This is a genomic window from Streptomyces sp. NBC_00442, from assembly GCF_036014195.1.
Lineage (GTDB): Bacteria > Actinomycetota > Actinomycetes > Streptomycetales > Streptomycetaceae > Streptomyces.
Genome location: NZ_CP107918.1, coordinates 7,131,895 through 7,147,220, shown reverse-complemented (window position 1 = coordinate 7,147,220; position 15,326 = coordinate 7,131,895). Strand labels below are relative to the sequence as shown.

Sequence of the window (15,326 nt, the reverse complement as noted above, 5' to 3'; positions counted from 1 at the left end):
GGACCGGGCCCGTCGGGCCGGGCCGGCCCTGGACGCTGGGTGCGGCGGCCACACCCACAGTTCAGGGATTGCGCAACCATGGAACCGTAGCGCCGTGCCGGGCGTTCTCATTCGAGGACGCATCCGGCACAACCACGGAGGAACAACATGGGCGTGAGCCTCGCCAAGGGCGGAAATGTCTCGCTCAGCAAGGAAGCCCCAGGCCTGACCGCCGTCACCGTCGGCCTCGGCTGGGACGTGCGGACGACCACCGGCACGGACCACGACCTCGATGCCAGCGCGCTGTTGTGCAACGAGAGCGGCAAGGTGCTCTCCGACAGCCACTTCGTCTTCTACAACAACCTGACCAGCCCCGACGGTTCGGTCCAGCACACCGGCGACAACCTCACCGGTGAGGGCGAGGGCGACGACGAGACGATCAACATCGACCTGACATCGGTTCCCGCGCCCGTCGCGAAGATCGTCTTCCCGGTGTCCATCCACGACGCGCAGTCCCGTGGCCAGAGCTTCGGCCAGGTACGCAATGCCTACATCCGCGTGATCAACCAGGCGGGCGGCGCCGAGCTGGCCCGCTACGACCTCAGCGAGGACGCCTCGACCGAGACCGCCATGGTCTTCGGTGAGCTCTACCGCCACGGCACGGAGTGGAAGTTCCGCGCCGTCGGTCAGGGGTACGCCTCCGGACTCGCCGGGATCGCCTCGGACTTCGGCGTCAACGTCTGACACCCGGGGCCCTGACACCCGGCACCCTGACACCTGACACCTGACACCTGGCGCTCGGCGCCTGAGCAGTCAGTCGGAGGGGGCGCGGCGCCATGTCGTACGTCCCGCCGCCCGCGGGTCTCTCCACGGGCGGCGGGCGGCGGCTCGCCGGGGGCCGGTGCTCCGGGGGCCGCGACGCGTCAGCACGCCTTGACGTGCCACGCGGACGAGAAGTTGTAGCTGCCGTTGTACCAGTTGGTGGTCGGGTCGGTGTTGACCAGCGTCGTGTAGTTCCGGTCCTGGATCAGGGCGTGTGCCCCGCCGGTGTTGTCATTGATCCAGGAGCCGACGCCGTTCCAGTAGTTGAGGTTGTATTCGGCGCAGTGGTACATGCGGAACATGGTTCCGGTGTAGTTGGCGCCCGTGTAGATACAGAAGTATCCGGGGGTGCACCCCTCGTCCGGGCTGACGCCGGTCACGCCCGTCACGGTGGCGCCGTTGTTGTTGCCCGGTCCGGCGAACGCGACCCCGGAGGTCGCCGCGGCCAGGCAGAGAGTCATGGCGCCGATGCCGAGCGCGGCCCTGGTCGCCTTGCGTATGGCCATGCTGATGTCCCCTGTCGGGATGGACGGGACCGGTCCCGTGCCGGTCCACGACGCAAAGACGCTCGCACGCACCGGGCTCGCCGACGAGGGGAATACCGGCTGTCGCGATATCGCCCGCCGGGACCACTGGGCGGCACGGCGCACGTTCCATGGGGCCGCCCCACATGGCGCACCGCCCCATGTGGTCCCGCCGGGGCATGGGGTGCGGCGGGCGCCCCGGAACGAAACCGCCAGCCGTTCGCCGCGCCTCGTGTGAGGTGTCGGCTCGATGCGGGCGGTGCCCGCCCGGCCTCTTCCGATGATCAGGGTTCTCGTGCGCGCGGGTGATGTGGTCGTCACTCGCCTGGACTTGGGACGCCGATCCCCGCTACGAAGGGCCCACAGACCTTCGCCCGGCCCGCTCGCCCGACCGCCCTGACCGCCCTGACCGCCCTGACCGCCCTGACCAGGAGGCGTCCCCGCCGTGGAGTGGTTCTCGTCGCCGGCGTACTGGCTCGGCAGGCTCGTGTTCCAGCGCTCTCTGGCGGCGGTGTATCTGGTGGCGTTCGTCGCGGCGGCGCGTCAGTTCCGCGCGCTGATCGGTGAACGCGGCATGCTGCCCGTGCCCGACTTCGTTCGGCGCGTGCCGTTCCGTGATGCGCCCAGCCTCTTTCATCTGCGGTACTCGGACCGGCTCTTCGCGACGTGCGCCTGGGCGGGAGCGCTGCTCGCCGCGGCCGTCGTGGCGGGGGCCGCGGATGCCGTGCCCCTCTGGGCGGCGATGCTGTTCTGGGCGGTCCTGTGGGCGCTGTACCTGTCGATCGTCAACGTCGGTCAGACCTGGTACGGCTTCGGCTGGGAGTCGCTGCTGCTCGAAGCCGGCTTCCTCGCCGTCTTTCTGGGCAACGACGAGGTCGCGCCGCCCGTGATCCTCATGTGGCTGCTGCGGTGGGTGCTGTTCCGTGTCGAGTTCGGTGCGGGTCTCATCAAGATGCGCGGTGATTCCTGCTGGCGCGATCTCACCTGCCTGTACTACCACCACGAGACCCAGCCGATGCCGGGTCCGCTGAGCTGGTTCTTCCATCGTCTTCCCAAACCGGTCCACCGCGTCGAGGCCGCCGCCAACCATGTCGTCCAACTCGTCGTGCCGGTGGCCCTGTTCACCCCTCAACCGGTGGCGGGCGCGGCCGCGGTCCTCATCGTGTGCACCCAGCTGTGGCTGGTCCTGTCCGGGAACTTCGCCTGGCTGAACTGGCTGACCATCGTCCTGGCCGCCTCCGCCGTGGACGGCCCACGCCTCGCCGGCGCACCCCCGCTGCCCGGCCCCCCACTCTGGTACGCGACCGTGGTCGTCCTCGTCGCGGTCCTCGCGCTGGCACTGAGCTACCGCCCCGCCCGCAATCTCCTGTCGCGCCGGCAGCGCATGAACACCACGTACGAGCCGTTGCATGTGGTGAACTCCTACGGGGCCTTCGGGAGCATCACGCGCATCCGCCACGAGGTGGTCGTCGAGGGTACGGCTGACGCGAGGATCACACCGCAGACGGTGTGGCGGGAGTACACGTTCCACGGGAAGCCGGGTGATGTGCGGCGGCTGCCGCGCCAGTTCGCGCCCTACCATCTGCGGCTCGACTGGATGCTCTGGTTCGTGGCACTCTCGCCCTCGTACGGATACTCCTGGTTCAGCGCGTTCGTCGAGCGGCTCCTGACCCATGACCGCGACACGCTGCGCCTGCTGCGGCACAACCCCTTTCCCGACGGCCCTCCGCTCTTCGTCCGCGCCCGCGTGTGGCGCTACCGCTTCACCACGTGGCAGGAACTGAGGACCACCGGCGCGTGGTGGCACCGGGAGTCACCGCGCGAGTTCCTGCCCCCGACGAGCCTGCGGTGATCGTCGGGCGCGCCGTACGGCCCGTCAACGACGCACGCCCAGCAGATCCCGGAGTCCGGACAGCCGGCTCCGCTCGTGCCAGGCGATCGCGAGGAGCGGGACCGTCAGGATCAGCGGGGTCGCCGCGTTCTCACCGCCCATGACGGTGATCTGGGTGATGAACGCCCCCACCATGAGGGCGCTCAGGCACAGGGCCGCCAGGCTCGACAGCGGACGGATCAACAGGCCGACGGCGCCCGCGAGTTCGAGGGCGCCGATGGCGTACATTCCGCCGCTCCCCCAGCCCATCTCGTCGAAGACCGTGACGGCCGCCGGCAACGCCAGCAGCTTCGGCAGGGCGCTCGCGATCCCGTAGAACAGGGCGAGCACGATCCGTGCCGTCGTCGCCGCGACGGCCGCGCGACGGCGCCGCGTGGACGCCGCACCCGCAGCACCCGCCGCACCGGAGGAGGAGGGGGCGCCCGCACCGGTGGAGGAGGTGGCGGCGGTGCGGGCGGCGGGGGCTTCGCTGTGGGTCATGGGGACTCCTTGGGGGTGGTGGCGCGCGGGCCGACGGCCGGCCCTGGCGTTCAGGAGGAGAGACCTGACGCCCGGCCGGAACTCATCGCCCCCACCGCCCGCCCCTGACTTTTCTTCTCAGGCCCCCGACGAAGGCCGCTCCCCCGTCGGCTTGATCATCGAGGCGAGCACCGTGTGCAGGTCCTCACCCGGAGCGGGCCGCAGGGCGGTGGCCAGACGGTCCGCGCGGTAGTGCCAGCGGTGGTCGAGGTCCTGGTGCACCGCGTCGTCGAAGGTGACGGCGCTGTCGCTGTCGAGCAAAGTCACCAGCTCGGCGGTCAGGTCGGACCACGCCACGTGCCCGCCGACCGCGTTGGCCACGCCGTGGACGGGCGCGTCGAGGCAGGAGGTCACGGCGCGGGCCAGGGCGGCGGCGTGCACCCAGGGCGCCCCGTACCAGTCGTGTCCGCCGGCGCCGGGGGCCGGCAGTCCGACGGGCCGTCCGGCGAGCGCGGCCTGGTACAGCAATCCCGTTGCGCCCCAGCGCAGTTGGTCGCGCAGCCGGTCGTGGGCTCCCCAGACGATGGGTGAGCGCACGGCGCTCGCGCCGCCCCGGCCGCCGGTGCCCGCCGCGCGCAGCAGGAGCCGTTCGCAGTCCAGCTTGGCCTGTCCATACGCGCTCAGTGGCGCCTGCGAGGGCGACTCCTCCGCGACCTCGGCGGCCGACGGGTGGCCGTAGGCGTCGACGCTGCTGACGAACACGAAGGGGCCGGCGCGCCAGGCGTCGGCCATGGCCCGCATCGCGGCGACGTCCACCTCGGGACGGGTGAAGGTGCACGCGGCGTGGATCACCGCGTCGGCGCTCTCGACGGCCGCGCGCAGGCTGTCCGGGTCGCCGAGGTCACCTTCGATCACGTCGATGCCGTCGCCGGCGACGAGGTGCGCGGACTCGGGCCGGGCCAGCGCGATCACCGGCCGTCCCTGGGCGGCGAGTTCGCGCAGGACGAACGCGCCGACCCCGCCCGTGCCGCCCGTCACCAGGACCGTGCCTTCCCGCACCCGGCGCGGCCGGGGCGACGCCGTCGATGACGATGCCGTCGCCGCGGCGGCTGCCGCCCGCTGCGCCGCGCGCGCGTCGAGAAGCGCCGCGACGGCCCGTGGCGTACGGGTCTGCATGATGTCGAGGCCGATCAGCGGCAGGGTCAGGGTGGAGCGAAGGCGTTCGGCGAGCTGGACCGCGGCCAGGGAGTGGCCGCCGAGCGCGAAGAAGTCGTCGTCCGGTCCCGGCCGCCGGCCGAGGAGCCCGGCGAACGCCTCCGTCACCGTTTCGATGTGGCGGCTTCCGGGCGACGTGGTGCGCGGGGCTGCGGGCAGCCGGGCGGTGTCCACCGAGCCGTCGGCCGCACGCGGCATCGCGTCCAGCAGCATGACGGCCGCCGGCACGAGGTCACGCCCGAGAACGTCGCGCAGATGGCTGCGGAGTTGGACGGGTGAGGGCCCTCCGATGCGGTCCAGTACGGCATACGCGAGCAGCGGGCCGCCCTGCGGATCCGGTACGTGTGCGTCGGCCACGTCCGGGTGGGCCAGGAGGCGGGCCTGTGCGGGGTGCCCCTGGACGGACGGGGGTTCGGCGAGGCGGCCGGGCAGGCGGGAGAGCGGGAGAGCGGGATCGGCCGCGACGGCGGTGAGCAGTTCGGCGAAGGACGTCCCGAGTGCCTCACCCGTCTCGTCGTCCAGGGCGGTCCGCGCGTACTGGACGAGGCTCTCGGGGCGCCGGGTGTCCAGGAGGCCGAGCGTCAGGTCGAACTTGGCTTCGCCCAGGCCGACATCGACGGCGGTTGCCTCAAGTCCCGGCAGTTCGAGGGCCGTCGGAGCGCCGACGACGTCGGTGGTGACGCGCACCAGGGCGGTGCCGTCGTCCCCCCGGGCTCCGGCCCCGAGGCGTTCCAGGATCAGGTCGAAGGGCACGTCGCGGTGCTGCTGGGCCGCGAGCAGCGCGTCGCGAACCCGCTCGACGAGGGTGGCGAAGCCGGGGTCGCCGGACAGGTCGACGCGTACCGGGAGGGTGTTGACGCACAGCCCCACCAGGCCGCGCATGGCCTGGCCCTCACGGTGGGTGGCGGCGCAGCCGATGACGAGGTCCCGCTCGCCGGTGAGCCGGTGCAGTGCGGCGAACGCGGCGGCGAGGCCCACCGTGAAGACGGTGGCGTGGCGCGTGCGCCCGAGCTCGCGCAGGGCGGGCAGCACGTGGTCGGCGAGTGCGGCGGTGCGGGTCGCCGCCGGGCGCCGTGCCGCATCCGCGGGCGGCGCGGCGGGCCGGGGCAGCCGCGGCGGGGCGGCTCCGGCGAGCGTGCGGGTCCAGTGGGCGAGGCCGGCGTCGAGGCGGGCCGCGTCGGCGTGCTCACGGCGCGCGAAGTCCGCGTACTGCGGCGGCTCGGGCAGCGTGGCGGTGCGGCCGTCGCGCGCAGCGGCGTAGAGGGTGGCGATTTCGTGGGCCACGGTCTCCAACGAGCCGCCGTCGATCGATATGTGATGGAACGTCAGCAGGACGGTGTGGTCCTGCGGTCCGTGGCGCAGGACGAGGGCGCGCGGGGTGGTGCTGTCGGCCAGGTCGAAGGGGCGGCGGGCCTCGGCGGCCAGGAGACCGGATCCGTCGCCGTCGCCGTCGCCCGGCGATTCGACGAGGTCGACCGTGAGGGTGTCGGGGGCGGGGAGTGTCTCCTGCCAGGGCTCGTCGCCGTCGCGTCCGTAGCGGGTACGCAGGATCCCGTGGCGGCGTACCAGCTCGGTGAGCGCCGCGCTCAGGGCGTCCAGGTCGAGCGGGCCGCGCAGCCGGGTGGCGAACGGCACGCTGTACTGGGCGCCGTTCTGGCCGAGGCGTTCCATCAGCCACATGCGGCGCTGTGCGTGGGTGAGCGGGGCGGGGCCGAACTCGCGGACGGCTGCGGGCGCCTGGGCCGCGGGACGACCCGCGGCGCGGGCACGGGCCCTGCGCAGCAGCTCTTCCTGCAGGGCGGCGGAGGTGTCAGTGGCCATCGGTGTCCTCGAGCGCGTCGGAGTGCGGATCGGTGTGGGCGGCGAGCAGGGCGCGCTCGACCAGGGCGGCGTGTCCGGCCACCGTGGGGGCGGTGAAGAACTCGGCGAGGGTCAGCTCGACCCCGAGTTCTTCGCGCAGGTCCTCGGCGACGACGAGGGCGAGCAGGGAGTGGCCGCCGAGGTCGAGGAAGCCGGCGTCGGGCCGCGTCACTTCGCAGCCGAGCGAGCGACTCCACACATCGGCGACGGCCTGCTGGAGCGGGGTCAGGGGTGCGGCGGCGCCCGCGGTCCGGGCTGCGGTGCCGGGCTCGGCGAGGGCACGGCGGTCCACCTTGCCGGAGCCGGTGAGCGGCAGGCGGTCGACGAACGTGAGCTCGTCCGGGACGAGATGCGCGGGCAGGACGGCGGCGAGGCGGGCCCGGAGCGTCTCGGAGCGCGGTACGGGGCCGGGCCCGGCCACCACGTAGGCGGCGAGGCGGGCGTCCTCGGGGGTGGGGCGGCGCAGCGTGACGGCGGCGTCGTCCACCCCGGGCTGCTCGCGCAGGGCGTGCTCGATCTCGCCGGGCTCGATCCGGAAGCCCCGCACCTTGATCTGATCGTCGGTGCGGCCGTGGAAGTCGAGGGTGCCGTCGGGACGGGCCGACACGAGGTCGCCGGTGCGGTACAGGCGGCCGAGCTCCGGGTGGTCGACGAAGCGCTCCGCGGTCAGCTCGGGCCGCCGGGTGTAGCCGCGGGCCAGCCGGCTCCCGCCGATCCACAGCTCGCCGCGGGTGCCGTCGGGTGTGGGCCGGCCCTGTTCGTCGAGGATGTGGGTGGTGGCGCCGGCTATGGGGCGGCCGATGGGGACCGGGCCGTCGCAGTCGGCGTCGGTGACGCGGTGGGCGGTGGCGAAGGTGGTCGTCTCGGTCGGTCCGTAGCCGTTGACGAGTTCGACCCAGGGGAAGGCGCGCAGGACGGCGCGGGCGTGCTGGGCGGCCATCGCCTCGCCGCCGACGACGACGGTGCGCAGCAGCGCGAAGAGGCGCGAGCGGCGCATGGCGAGCTGGTGGAACAGGGCCGTCGTGAAGAACGCGACGGTGACGCCGTGCCGTTCCACATCCCTGGCCAGGTCCTCGAACGAGGGTCGTTCGGTGGTGCACACCACGACGGCGGCGCCGTTGGCGAGCGCGGACCAGACCTCGAACGTGGAGCCGTCGAAGGTCGCCGGGGAGTGCAGCAGGACCCGGTCGCGGGCGGTGACCGTGACGTAGCCGGGGTCGGTGACGAGTTCGGCGACGGCGCCGTGGCGGACGGCGACGCCCTTGGGGCGGCCGGTGGAGCCGGAGGTGAACATGACGAACGCGGTGTCGTCGGGGCCGGGTTCCTCGGTCGTGGTCCGTGCATCGGTCAGCCGCTCGTCGTCCGGCAGGGCGAGGATGGCGCCGGGTGGCGCGGCGGCTTCGAGCAGCTTGCCGTCGCCGACGGTCAGGGTCGCGCCGGAGTCTTCGAGCACGGCCGCGGTGCGGGGCGCGGGATGGGCCGGGTCCAGCGGTACGCAGGACGCGCCCGCCCACCACAGGGCGAGCTGGGCCACGACGGTCCTGGCCGAGCGGGGCATCAGGAGCGCCACGGAGTCACCGGAACGTACGCCGTGTTCCGTGAGGTGGGCGGCGAGCCGGCGGGCGGACGCGGCCAGCTGCGCGTAGGTCAGCGTGGTGTCGCCGTCCGCCACGGCCAGGGCGTGCGGGGTGCGGTCGGCGTGGCGCGCCACCAGGGCGGGCAGGCCGGTCCGGGTCACGGTCACGGTCGGTTCCTTCCGGTCGTCGGTGAGGGTCTTGTGGGCTCTCACGTCAGGGCCCTGGTGTGCGGGCCGCGGCGCGGCGCTTGTCGAGTACCGCGGCGATCGCCCTCAGGTCGGGCTGGCGCAGCAGCTCCGGCGCCCTCAGGCGTACGCGGGTCGCCTTCTCCAGTGCTTCCAGGAGGCGGGCCGCGAGGAGGGAGGTGCCGCCGGCGTCGGAGAAGTTGTCGTCGAGGGTGGTTTCGGGGCGGCCGAGCAGGTCGCGGACGGTGGCGAGCACGAGCCGTTCGTCGGGGGTGGCGTCCGTGGGCACGGCGGTTTCGGCCGTGCCGGCCCCGGGTTCCTGTTCGGCCTGCTTCAGGAGGGCGGGCCGGTCCACCTTGCCGTTGGCGTCCAGCGGGAAGTCGTCCACGATCCGCACGGTCGAGGGGACGGCCTGTTCGGGCAGCCAGGCCCGGACGCCGGCGAGGAGGTCGTCGGCGCCGGGCGTGGTACCGGGGACCGGCAGTACGTGGGCGACGAGCCGGGCGCGGCCCCGCGCGTCGCGCGGTGCGGTGACCACGGCGCTGCGGACCGCGGGGTGCTGCTCGAACGCGGCCTCGACCTCGGCGGGTTCGATCCGCACCCCGCTGATCTTGACCTGGTCGTCGAGGCGTCCGAGGAAGACCAGGCGGTCGTCGTCCAGCATGCGCACCCGGTCACCGGTGCGGTACATGCGCTCCAGGCCGGCGAGTTCGGCCGGCGGGACGGTGAAGCGGCGGGCGGTCAGCTCGGGGTCGAGATAGCCGAGGGCGAGACAGGTTCCGCCGATGCGCAGCTCGCCGTCCTCGCCGCGCGCGAGGACGCGGCCCTCGGCGTCGGTGACGGCGACGGTGGCGCCCGCGATCGGCGTGCCGATCGGCGGTGCCTCGTCGCTGCCGACGTCCGGGTCGCTCGCCCGCATGGCGTGGGTGGTGGTGACGACGGTGGCTTCGGCCGGGCCGTAGGCGTTGTACACGGTGGCGGTGACGTCCGGGCCGGGGCGCCGGCGCATCCGGTCACCGCCGACCATGAGGTGACGGAGCTTCAGCTCAGGCGGCCACGGCCGGTCGAGGAGCGGCTCGATCATGGGGGTGGCCGCGACGCAGGCCGTCACCTCGGCCGCACGCCACCAGTCGGTGAGGGCGGCCGGGTCCCAACGGACCTCGTCGGGGGCGGGTATGAGGGCCGCGCCGCAGGTCAGGCCCGACCACAGTTCCAGCAGGTGGGGGTCGAAGGCGACACCGATGAGGAGGGACTGGCGGTCGCCAGGGGCGAGCCCGGTCTCCTCGCGGTACCAGTCGACGAGGGCGGCCAGGGCGGCCCCGGCGACCGTGACGGCCTTGGGCCGGCCGGTGGAGCCGGAGGTGAGCACCGCGTACAGGGCCTCGACGGGCGCGGTGCGCGCGCCGGGCGTCACCGGCGTGAAGGCGGCCACGACGGAGGAAGCCGCGTTGGCTCCCTTGCCGGACACCGGCAACTCGACCATTTCGTCTGCCTGGTGATGCTTCGTCAGAACGTCCGGGGCGCCGATGAGGCAGGCGACGCCGATGTCTTCGGCGACCGCCGCGATGCGGCGCTCTCCGGGGCGCGGGCCGAGCGGCAGGTAGACCGCCCCGATGCGGGCCAGCGCGATCGCGGTGACGACCAGGGCGGCCGACCGGTCGAGGCACACCCCGACGATGTCCCCCGGCCCGACACGGCCCGTCAGCGTCGCGGCGACCGCGTCGGCGGCCTCGTCGAGCCGCGCATAGGACCACCGGTGCTCCCCGTCGATCACCGCGGGGGCCTGGGGTGAGCGGCGCACCCACTCCTCGTAGCGCGCGAGGACTCCCCGGCCGGCAGCCGCCGGCTCGGCGAGGGGGGCGCCGCGCAGGATGCTCGGGGCGGTACCCGACCGGACGTCGCCGGGACGCTCCCCGGACTGACGGTTCCTCAATTGCTGTGTCATCAGGACTCCTTCGGCGTGCTGAGGGCGGGGACGGTCGTCTCGGTGCGGGCGGTCTCGGTGCGTGCGGTCTCGCTGAGGGCGCGGGCCTGGTCGGCGAGGACCGGGTGCTGGAAGAGCAGGCGCAACGAGGGGCGCTCGCCCAGGCGCGGTTCGAGCCAGGCCGCCAGTTGCGCGGCGAGCAGGGAGTGGCCGCCGATGTGGAAGAAGTGCGAGGTCTCATCGAAGCGGTCGTGGCCGAGCACCTCGCGCCAGCCTTCGGCGAGCAGGACGACGGCCGGGTCGCCGGAGCGGGCCGGGTCCGACATCGGGGCCGCCTCCTCGATGGGCGCGACGGGCGCCGTCTCGGCCGCCGTGCGGGCCAGGGCCACTCGGTTCGGCTTTCCTCCGGCAAGGGTCGGCATGGTGTCGAGGAGCACCCAGCGGGAGGGCACGAGGGCGCCGGGCAGGCGGCGGCTCAGCTCGGCGTGGAGCGCCCGCTCGTCCCATTCCTCGACTTCGTCGGCGCGTTCGCGGAAGGCGACGAGACGGGGGCCGCCGTCGGCCTCGCGGTCGAGGACGACGGCGCAGGACCGGCCGCCGAGCGCCGCGGAGGCCGCGGCCTCCACCTCTTCGAGTTCGATGCGGTGGCCGCGCAGCTTGATCTGGTTGTCGCGCCGTCCGAGGAAGCGCAGCAGGCCGTCCTCGCCGCGGTAGCCGAGGTCTCCGGTGAGGTAGACGCGCTCACCGCCGAGTGCGCCGACGGTGACGAAGCGGGCCGCGGTGGCCTCCGGGTTCTTGACGTAACCCTCGGCGAGGCCGGCGCCCGCGACGGCAAGTTCGCCGACCGCGCCGGTGGGCAGCGGACGCAGCGCCTGGTCCAGGATGTGGATCCGTTCGCCGGGAAGCTCGCTGCCGAGCGGGATCTCGGCGCCTTCGACGAGGCTGTCCGCAGTGATCTCGTGCACGGTGGAGCTGATGGCGGCTTCGGTGACGCCGTAGACGTTGAGCACGGTGAACGCGGGGCGGCCGGTCCCGGTGCCCGAGTTGATGCCGGTGCCGGTGTGCGCGCCCGTTCGGGAGCCGGGCTCGCGGTCCGTGCCCGCCTCGGCGAAAAACGTACGCATCACGTCGGCGGGGATGCGCTCGCCGCCGAGAACGAGCAGCCGCGGCGCCCAGCGTCCCTCGGTGAGCGCCGGCAGGAGGTCCTGGCGGGTGGCGAGGAAGTAGCTGGTGGGCAGGTTGGCGACGGTGACGCGGGCGGCGGCGAGCGTCCGCGCGAGCTCCCCGCCGGTCGGTACGTCCTGCTCCGGTACGACCAGACAGGCGCCCGCGTACAGCGAGGGAAGCACCTCTTCGAGGGCCACGTCGAACGACGGCTGGGCGAAGAGCAGCACACGGTCGCCCGGCGCGAGCGCGAACCGCTCGGCCGCCCCGGTCAGATGGTTGACCAGGGCGGCCCGGCCGACGGCGACGGCCTTGGGTGTGCCGGTCGAGCCGGAGGTGTGGATGACGTACGCCGCATCGGGCACCACGTCCGCCGCGCGGGCATCCGGCAGGACGGCCGCGTCGACCGCCGCGCTCGGCAGGCCCGCGGGGACGCTCACCGCGGTGCCCGGGGCCGTGAGGACCAAGGCGGGTGCCAACCGGTCGAGCAGCAGCTCACGGCGGGCGGCCGGATCGGACGGCGACAGCGGGCAGTACACCGCGCCGGTCCGCAGGCAGGCGAGCAGCGCCACGACCGAGTCGGCGCCGCGCGGCAGCAGCGCGGCGACCGGCTGCCCCGCGCTCACGCCGGCGGCCAGCATCCGCCCGGCGAGCGAGGTCACCCGGTCGTCGAGTTCTCCGTAGGTGATCCGGCGGGCACCGATGAGGAACGCGGGCAGCGACGGATCCTGGGCGGCGGCCGGGTCGAGCGGATCGCGGCCGGCCGCCACGGCGGGCGCGGGGTCCGCCTGAGGGGGCGCCGCGGGGAGCGCCAGGTCGGCGAGGACGGTGGCCGGGGCGTCGAGATAGGCGCGCAGCAGGTCGAGGAAGCGTCCGGCGAGCAGCTTCGCCACATCTTCGCCGAAGAGATCGGCGTCGTAGTCCCACACGAGGGTCATGCCGGCCGCGCCGTGGCGCAGGCTCACGCCGCGGCGGTCGTCGGGGAGCAGCACCACGTCGAGGTCGAAGCGGGTGGTGCCGGTGTTGAAGCCCTCGAAGAGGGTGATGTCGAGGCCGGGCACGTCGAGTTCGGGCAGCGGCGCGTCGTGGGCGCTGAACATGACGTCGAACAGCGGGTTGTCGGCGCCCGACGTGTGCAGCCCGAGGGCCCGGGTCAGCTCCTGGACCGGCACTTCCTGGTGCGGGAGCGCACGGATGAGCGTGTCGGTGACCTCGTCCATGGTGTCCTCGGCGGGAGCGCCGGGGTCCAGGTCGAGACGGAGCGGGATGGTGTTGACGAACATGCCGACGGCGTCCTCGTAGCCGCGCGGGCGGTTGCCCACGGCGGTTCCCACCACCATCTGGCTGCGTCCGCTGTGGCGCCGCAGCAGTTCGGCGAAGAGTCCGAGGAGTGTGGCGAACGGAGTGAGGCCGCGCTCACGGGTGTGGGCGCGCAGCCGCTCCGCGAGGTCCGCGCCGATCGACTGGCGCAGCTGCCCGCCGTGGTGGCGCCGCCGTGCCCCCGGCCGGGCGAGTCCGGGCAGCGGCATGTCGTACGAGACGTCGCGCAGGGTGTCCGCCCAGTACTCCAGGCCGGCGCTCAGCTCCTCGGCCCGTACGTCGCCGGCCCGGTCCCGCACATGGTCGGCGTATGAGCTCGCCTCGCCCAACTGAATGGATTCACCGCGCACTTGGGCGCTGTAGACGCTGAAGACGTCGTTCAGCAGGATGGCGAACGAGTGCCCGTCGTGGATCAGATGGTGCTCGACGTGGATGAGCCGGTGCCGGTCTTCGCCGAGTTTGACGAGGGTCCAGCGCAGCAGGGGTGCGTCGAAGGTGTCGAGCGGGGTCTCCGCCTCGGCCCTCAGCAGCTCCTCGAAGGCGGCCTCGGGGTCGGCCTCCCAGGTGATGTCCACGGTGCGCAGCCGCGGCGTGCAGACGTCGGCGACCCGCTGGCCGGGCATGGCGCCCGCCACGGGCACCAGTTCGAGACGGAGACCGGGGTGGCGGGCGAGGGTGGCGGTGAGGCCGCTGCGCAGCGCGTCCACATCGAGGGTGCCCCACAGGTCGAGGGAGGCGGTGAAGTTGTAGGCGCGGCTGCCCGGCTGCACTTGTTCGTGCAGCCAGACGATCTCCTGCGAGGAGGAGAGGGGGAGCATGGGCGATCCCTTGGGTTGTCGGGTCGGGAGTGCGGGACGCGGTCGTGCGCCCGCACGGCGGTGCGCCGGCCGGGTCGCGGATCGCGCGGCCGGCCGGATGTCGGGGTGTGACTGGCGGTGGCTGGGTGCGGCTGGGCTGTCGGGAGTCACGTGGTCGCGCGTCGGCTGCCGCGTACGGCGCGGCGCGTGCGGGCGGTGTCAGTGGACGGGCTCACCGGCGGGCAGCGCCGCGCACAGGGCCGCGAAGGCGTCTTCGGCGGCACGGTCGTCGAGGACCGCGCGGTCCCACACCATGCGGAGGTGGAGTTCGGGCCCCTGAGTGGCGGAGACCGCGAAGGGCGCGCGGAGCTGCCGGCCGTCGATGTGCACCTCACGGCCCGGTGTCGCACCCAGCCGCAGGGGGGTCAGGTAGCGGGCGTCGTCGACGGTGAGGAGCCCGTCGAGCCTGCCGGACCAGGCGGAACCGCCGGCCCGGACCGCCCGCACCACGTCGTCGAAGGGGGTGTCGGCGCGGTCCAGGTCGTCCCACCACTGGGTGGCCGTCACCTCGGGCGCGGGCGTGTTCGCGGTGTCGGCGGGGAAGACCACGGTGTTGAGGAAGCAGCCGAGCACGGGCCCGGCGCCGGCCGGGCGGCCACCCCAGGGGTAGCCGATGGGCGAGACGGGTCCGATTCCGTACAGGGCCGAGGCCGCCGCCCGGCAGGCGTCGAGCAGAGCCGGGAAGGGTACGCCTCCCGGAGGCGAGGGGAGCAGCAACTCCGTTGCGCCTGTGGGCAGTTCCGCCGACATGCGCCGCGCTCCGGGCAGCGGCGCCTGCTCGTGGGCGGGGTGCAGTCGCTCAGCCCAGTAGGCCAGCGCGCGGGGCGATGCGGCGCGGTCCTCGGCGGCGAGCTGGCTCAGTACGGCGTCCTTGTAGGCGGCGAGTTCGGCGGCCGCGTCGGCGGGCGGCAGGTCGTGGGGTCCGGTGCGGTCGCGGTAGGCGGCGCCGAGTTCTTCGACGACGCGGGCGAGGGACTGGCCGTCGCATGCGGTGTGGTCGAGGACGACGGCGAGCACCTCCTCCTCGGCGTTCGGGCCGTCGTGGGCGAGGAGGAGCCGCAGCGGCGGACCGTCGGCGACCCACCCGGCCAGGGCGCGCCGCAAGGCGTCCCGCGCGTCCTCGCCGGGCGCGGGGGCGATGTGCTCCAGCGGTACGTCGGCGGGCTCGGGCCGCAGGACGGGCGTGCCCCGCACGACACAGGCCCGGGAGCGCAGGACGGGGTGGCGGGCGGCCAGGTGGTTCGCCGCGGCGCGCAGGCGCGCCGGGTCGACGGTGCCGCGCGGGAAGGCGAAGAACATCGGGACGATGTCGGCGCGGCCGGCCGGGTCCAGGGCGCGCACGAGCAGGAAGCGCCGCTGGGCTCCGGTGACGGGCAGCAGTCCGGGGGCCGGGTCACCCGCGCCGAGGCGCTGGTAGCGGGCGAGGTACTGGCCCGTGATGCTGGGGTGCACGTGATCCTCTCTCGGGGTCGGGGACTGTCGGGGCGGGACTGTCGGGGGCGGGACTGTCGGGACGGGATTGTCCGAGGGTGGGGCCGTCGAGGGGCTG

At 73.9% G+C, this 15,326-nt stretch carries 9 protein-coding genes; 2 read left to right on the top strand and 7 right to left on the bottom strand.

The window, feature by feature from the left end; all coding sequences use genetic code 11:
- The first annotated feature begins 147 nt into the window (after positions 1 to 147).
- Positions 148 to 723: a TerD family protein gene (locus OG432_RS32100; protein WP_328314459.1), complete on the top strand. Its 576-nt coding sequence runs from the start codon at positions 148 to 150 to the stop codon at positions 721 to 723.
- Positions 724 to 902: 179 nt separating this feature from the next.
- On the opposite strand, the gene OG432_RS32095 is transcribed toward OG432_RS32100, so the two are convergent.
- On the bottom strand, positions 903 to 1,307 hold the full coding sequence (locus tag OG432_RS32095; protein ID WP_328314458.1) for a peptidase inhibitor family I36 protein: 405 nt from the start codon (positions 1,305 to 1,307) through the stop codon (positions 903 to 905).
- A 463-nt stretch (positions 1,308 to 1,770) separates the two neighbouring features.
- Here OG432_RS32095 and OG432_RS32090 point away from each other — a divergent pair, with 463 nt between their 5' ends.
- Complete coding sequence (locus tag OG432_RS32090; RefSeq protein ID WP_328314457.1) at positions 1,771 to 3,177, top strand: lipase maturation factor family protein; 1,407 nt, start codon at positions 1,771 to 1,773, stop codon at positions 3,175 to 3,177.
- A 24-nt stretch (positions 3,178 to 3,201) separates the two neighbouring features.
- Here OG432_RS32090 and OG432_RS32085 read toward each other — a convergent pair whose 3' ends face one another.
- From OG432_RS32085 to OG432_RS32060, 6 genes are all read right to left on the bottom strand, one after another.
- Positions 3,202 to 3,696: a DoxX family protein gene (locus tag OG432_RS32085; RefSeq protein WP_328314456.1), complete on the bottom strand. Its 495-nt coding sequence runs from the start codon at positions 3,694 to 3,696 to the stop codon at positions 3,202 to 3,204.
- A gap of 117 nt (positions 3,697 to 3,813) precedes the next feature.
- Positions 3,814 to 6,711: a condensation domain-containing protein gene (locus OG432_RS32080; RefSeq protein ID WP_328314455.1), complete on the bottom strand. Its 2,898-nt coding sequence runs from the start codon at positions 6,709 to 6,711 to the stop codon at positions 3,814 to 3,816.
- Complete coding sequence (locus tag OG432_RS32075; RefSeq protein ID WP_328314454.1) at positions 6,701 to 8,494, bottom strand: non-ribosomal peptide synthetase; 1,794 nt, start codon at positions 8,492 to 8,494, stop codon at positions 6,701 to 6,703. The genes OG432_RS32080 and OG432_RS32075 overlap by 11 nt, the downstream gene beginning before the upstream one ends.
- A gap of 46 nt (positions 8,495 to 8,540) precedes the next feature.
- Positions 8,541 to 10,457 carry an amino acid adenylation domain-containing protein gene (locus tag OG432_RS32070; RefSeq protein ID WP_328314453.1) on the bottom strand — a complete coding sequence of 639 codons (1,917 nt, stop codon included), beginning with the start codon at positions 10,455 to 10,457 and terminating at the stop codon, positions 8,541 to 8,543.
- Positions 10,457 to 13,738 carry a non-ribosomal peptide synthetase gene (locus OG432_RS32065; RefSeq protein ID WP_328314452.1) on the bottom strand — a complete coding sequence of 1,094 codons (3,282 nt, stop codon included), beginning with the start codon at positions 13,736 to 13,738 and terminating at the stop codon, positions 10,457 to 10,459. The genes OG432_RS32070 and OG432_RS32065 overlap by 1 nt, the downstream gene beginning before the upstream one ends.
- A gap of 198 nt (positions 13,739 to 13,936) precedes the next feature.
- A complete protein-coding gene (locus OG432_RS32060; RefSeq protein WP_328314451.1) occupies positions 13,937 to 15,229 on the bottom strand; it encodes a condensation domain-containing protein in 1,293 nt (430 codons plus the stop codon).
- Between the last annotated feature and the right edge of the window lie 97 nt (positions 15,230 to 15,326).